Consider the following 4,274-nt stretch of genomic DNA (forward strand, 5'->3'; position numbering starts at 1 on the left):
TAGAAACCGCTAATTTTAGGATATTTCACACGGGTTATGCAAGTTTTTATTTGTTTTTGTTGCTGTTTTGCCATTCGTTCAAATCGAGGTTGGCTTGATACAGGCCACGGTCGGTTTCAGATGGGGAGACGGTAAATCCTGATTTTTCAGCAAGTTTGAGCATCGGTGTGTTTTCTTTGAGGATTTCCGCATTCATGGTTTGGTAACCTTGCTGTGTGGCAGTTTGGATAATGAGGCTCATCATTTTGCCGGCCAGGCCGGTTTTGCGTGCTTCAGGCGCTAAAGTGATGCCGAACTCGCACTCATTGCGATTGATGCGGCTGTAACGGCTGACTGCGACGATACGGCCGTCTGAAGCGAAGGCTGCCCACGCGCATTCGGTATGGAAATCGGGACGGGTCAGCCGTGCGAGCGTTGGCAGTGGCAACTCGTTGGTATGGGTCATGAAACGTGTATAGCGGTCGGCCGCGGGTAATTGGCGGACAAATTTTTGTTTGGCTTCGGCATCTTCAGGCTCTAATGCACGGATGTGCAGTGTGTTGCCATCGGGCAGGGTAAAGGTATCGGTTTGGCTCGGATAGGGTGCGAGTACGTTTTGTATCTCGGGCGTTTCGGTTTTAGGGTGCAGCAGTTCGGAAGCGGCTTCGCCGGTGTTGCGTAGGAATTCGGCTGCGGCCGGATTTTTTTGTTGGAGATAGGCGGCGGCGCTTTGCATTTTGGCGGCGGCCTGTTCCAAGGTTTGGACGGCTTTTTTAGGAATTTTGGTTGTTGGTGCAACAGGTTTTTCTACGATTTCGGGAATGATGGTGCTGTTGTATTGGCTGCCGTTGTAGTTGAGGATAATGTCGCCGATATGCTGGTTGTTGTGGATAAGCGTGTTTAGGGAATGCAGGAATTGATTGAGAACGGACGTGTTGTCGAGTTCTGCAAATTGGCTTAAACGCTGGATATCGAGCGTGGTAAAGGGAGGCAATGCGGCTTCGGTTTTGCCATTGTAATGGGCGGTAAGGGTATTGCCGTAAATGGCATGGCGGCTGAACCGGAACTGGACGGCATGGTGTTTTGGGGTTTGGCACGGAGGCAGGTATAGGGCTTCTGCCATCAGTTCGGTTTGGCCGGATGCAATGGCTTTATCGATACTTTTGCTTTTAGGTGTTTTCAGACGGCCTGTTTTGGCTGGGGCAGGGGTATTTTGTATTTGTTGCAAATAGGTTGTTTGATTGCGGAAATAAAGTGTCAGTAAGGCTTCTTCCGGCGTGTTAAACCGTGTCAGGCCGTCTGAAAAACGATAGCTGACGAGAATGGGCTTACTGGTTTTTTGTGCCAAATTATCCAGAGTTTGATGAATGCTGTACGCATCCGGCGTATCTGGCGAAATAATGCCGAGCAGGGCTTGAGTATGCGGATTTTGTAATTGTTCGAGTGCCAGACGGTGGATGCGTGCAGGCGTTGGGTTGCTGCCGATGCAGCCTTGTCGGATGGATGGTACATCGGTTGGGAGGTCGAGGGTCAATTCGCAGGCATTGGCGGTAGTGCGCAGCCATTCTATCGGTGTGTCGGATAGAATGGTGGGGTTGGTAATGACGGGAATGCCGGATAGGTGGGCTTTTAGGGCTGCTTCCAGTTCGGCGGTATTGAATACCGGTTGGAAATTGCAATGGCGGCTGAGGCTGCGCAGGATGGCTTTGTCTGTGTTGTCGGTGTAGTGTGTGGACAACAGGATAAGCGGAGTGTGGCGTGTAAAGTGGCGGATGGCACTGAACAGCTCGCGTTGGTTTTCAGCCGGATTGTAGTGGATAACGGCAACTTTGGTATGGCGGTTGTGGCCGAAGCGGTTGAGCCAGTCGGCGGATGTAGTAGGGCTTAGGTTATAGTTGAGGCTGATGTGGCGTGATACGCCTTGGTGCAGCGTGTTCAGCAGGTGGTTGATGTTGCGGCTGACAGTGCTGTGGCCGGTCAGTAAGGCAATATGGCCGGCCGGATAGTCGGTTTGGGTGCCGATGTTGAGGTTGAGCGAGGGAAGTTGGATGCCTGCGCTGTTGCATACGGTGATGTTCAATTCGTCGCCGTGATGTTTTTGAATGATGGAACGGGCGTTTTTGCAGGATTCGGGCGGTAGGTTTTCCCAATCTTGAATCAGGATAATGTGGCGCAGGTCTTTTTTACGGCAGGCTTTGAACAGCGAGTCGTAATGGTCGGGCGGGATAACGGCAACAACCAAATCGGCTTGGCCCGGGATTTTGCTGAGGCTGGAGTAGGAGGGAATGCCTGCAACACTGCTGTGTCGAAGATTGACAGGGGTTATTTTGCCTTGATATGAGGAACCGAGCAGGTGGCTGAAAATGCGCTCGCCAAGGCTGTGCGGACGTTCGCTGGCGCCGACGAGGATGATGTGTTCAGGCATGAAGAAGTAGCCGGTTTGGGCAGTTGCACTCATGATGGGTCCTTATTTGTGTTTTTGGCCGTCTGAAAAGTTTCAGACGGCCTTATTTTTAGACTTCTTTTTTGTCTCCGGCTTTCTTTTTGGGAAGGATAAAACGCATCCTCAGGCCGTTGGGTTTGACATTTTCAGCAATGATTTTACCGCAGTGCTGTTTCATAATATGCTGCGTCAAGGCAAGCCCTAAACCTGTACCGGGCTTGTGTGCGCTGGAGTCGGCGCGATAAAAGGCAGTGAAAATATGCGGAAGCTGCATTTCATCTACGCCAGGCCCGTTGTCGGTAACATCGATAATCCAGTTTTTGCCGTCTTGTCCGATATGGGTTTGAATGGTGCTGCCTTCCGGACTGTAATTGATGGCATTGCGGATCACGTTGTCAAAGGCGCGGTATAGATAGCCTTCGTTGGCGCTGACTACGGCATTTTCAGGGATTTTTGGGTCAATGCTCAGGGTAACGCTTTGGTTGTTTTGGTGGGCAATGCTTTGGTTGTCCTCAATCAAGTTGGTTAAGAACGGAACGAGTTTGAGGTTTTCTTTTTCCAAAGGAATATTGGAAGTTTCCAAGCGGGAGAGGGTCAACAATTCGCCGACCAAAGTATCCATGCGCACCAGTTCGCCTTCAAGTCGCTTGAGGTATTGCTCTTGTTTTTGCGGCTGAGATTGAATCAGGCCGACAATCGCCTGCATACGCGCCAGCGGCGAGCGCATTTCATGAGAAACATGGTGGAGCAGGTGGCGCTCTTTGGCAACAAGTTTTTCAAGTTTCTCGGCCATTTTGTCGAACTGTACGGCAAGATGGGACAATTCGTCGTCACGGTCGTCAACTTGTTGGGAAATGCGGGTTTCGAGTTCGCCGTTGGCTACTCTGTCCATGCCGCCACCAAGAATTTTAATAGGCTTGGTAATATTGTTAGCAAGGATGTATGCCATCAGCAGGCCGACGATGATGATGAAAGACAGAATGATAAATTCGTGCCAAATAGGTGAAAGCGGCAGGCCGGGAATGAAGAGCGGGCTAGGTAGGCGTTGGGCTTGATGATTGTCCCAGCCTTTAATGAAGAAGAGGTATTCTTCGCCGAAACGGTCGTATTCGATGTGTGCCAAATCAGATTCAGGGTTGTTGATGGCAAAGATACGGGCGCGCTCAATGGAGAGACTGTCGATGTTTCGGCCTAAAATATCTTTTTTATCATCGCCGGTAATGACATAAACGGCATTGGAAACCGGATTGTTTTTCCATTCGGAAAGAATTTCGCGCGCACCGCTGTCTCCGCGTGAGTTGAATGCGGAAATGATGCTGCTCATCAATGTGGTTTCAATGGTACGGCGTTGGTTGAATTGGTTTTCGGCAAGGGTGTTTTGTACCAGCCAAAATGAAAAACTCGCCACAAAGATTGCGCAGACGATGACTGCGCAAAATGTGGCGAAGATGCGTTGAAACAGTTTCATTGATCTGTTTAATCTTTAGTTTTTAACAAACAGGTAACCTAAGCCGCGTACAGTTTGAATCAGAGAAGCATCGCCCAATTTGTGGCGGATGCTGGAGATGTGTACGTCGATGCTGCGGTCAAATTTAGCCAGTTTGCGGTCGAGTGCCTCGATAGACAGGGTCTCTTTGCTGACAACTTGTCCGGCGTGGCGCATCAAAACTTCAAGCAGATTAAACTCGGTGCTGGTCAATTCAAGCGGAGTGTCTTTGATGCTGGCTTGGCGTTTGGCGGGGTAGAGGACAACGTCGCTGACAGAAATGCTGTTCGGCGCGTTGTTTTGTTCGTTGCTGTGTTGTGCACGGCGCAAGATGGCGTTGATACGCGCCAAGAGTTCGCGCGGTGT

The 4,274-nt window shown here is 50.4% G+C and carries 2 protein-coding genes and 1 pseudogene; all 3 read right to left on the reverse strand.

Annotated elements, in window-relative coordinates:
- Window positions 1-46: 46 nt before the first annotated feature.
- On the reverse strand, window positions 47-2,437 hold the full coding sequence (locus ACTHSP_RS18305; RefSeq protein WP_440346617.1) for a GNAT family N-acetyltransferase: 2,391 nt from the start codon (window positions 2,435-2,437) through the stop codon (window positions 47-49).
- 55 nt (window positions 2,438-2,492) lie between these two features.
- On the reverse strand, window positions 2,493-3,890 hold the full coding sequence (locus tag ACTHSP_RS18310; protein WP_049329526.1) for a HAMP domain-containing sensor histidine kinase: 1,398 nt from the start codon (window positions 3,888-3,890) through the stop codon (window positions 2,493-2,495).
- 15 nt (window positions 3,891-3,905) lie between these two features.
- Window positions 3,906-4,274: pseudogene (misR, locus tag ACTHSP_RS18315) on the reverse strand (two-component system response regulator MisR); the annotation flags it as partial.

The organism is Neisseria sp. P0001.S005 (assembly GCF_051963715.1).

Excerpts from the sequence above, each read along its gene's own strand:
- ACTHSP_RS18305 (WP_440346617.1), bottom strand. The coding sequence starts at position 2,437 with ATGAGTGCAACTGCCCAAACCGGCTACTTCTTCATGCCTGAACACATC.
- ACTHSP_RS18310 (WP_049329526.1), bottom strand. The coding sequence starts at position 3,890 with ATGAAACTGTTTCAACGCATCTTCGCCACATTTTGCGCAGTCATCGTC.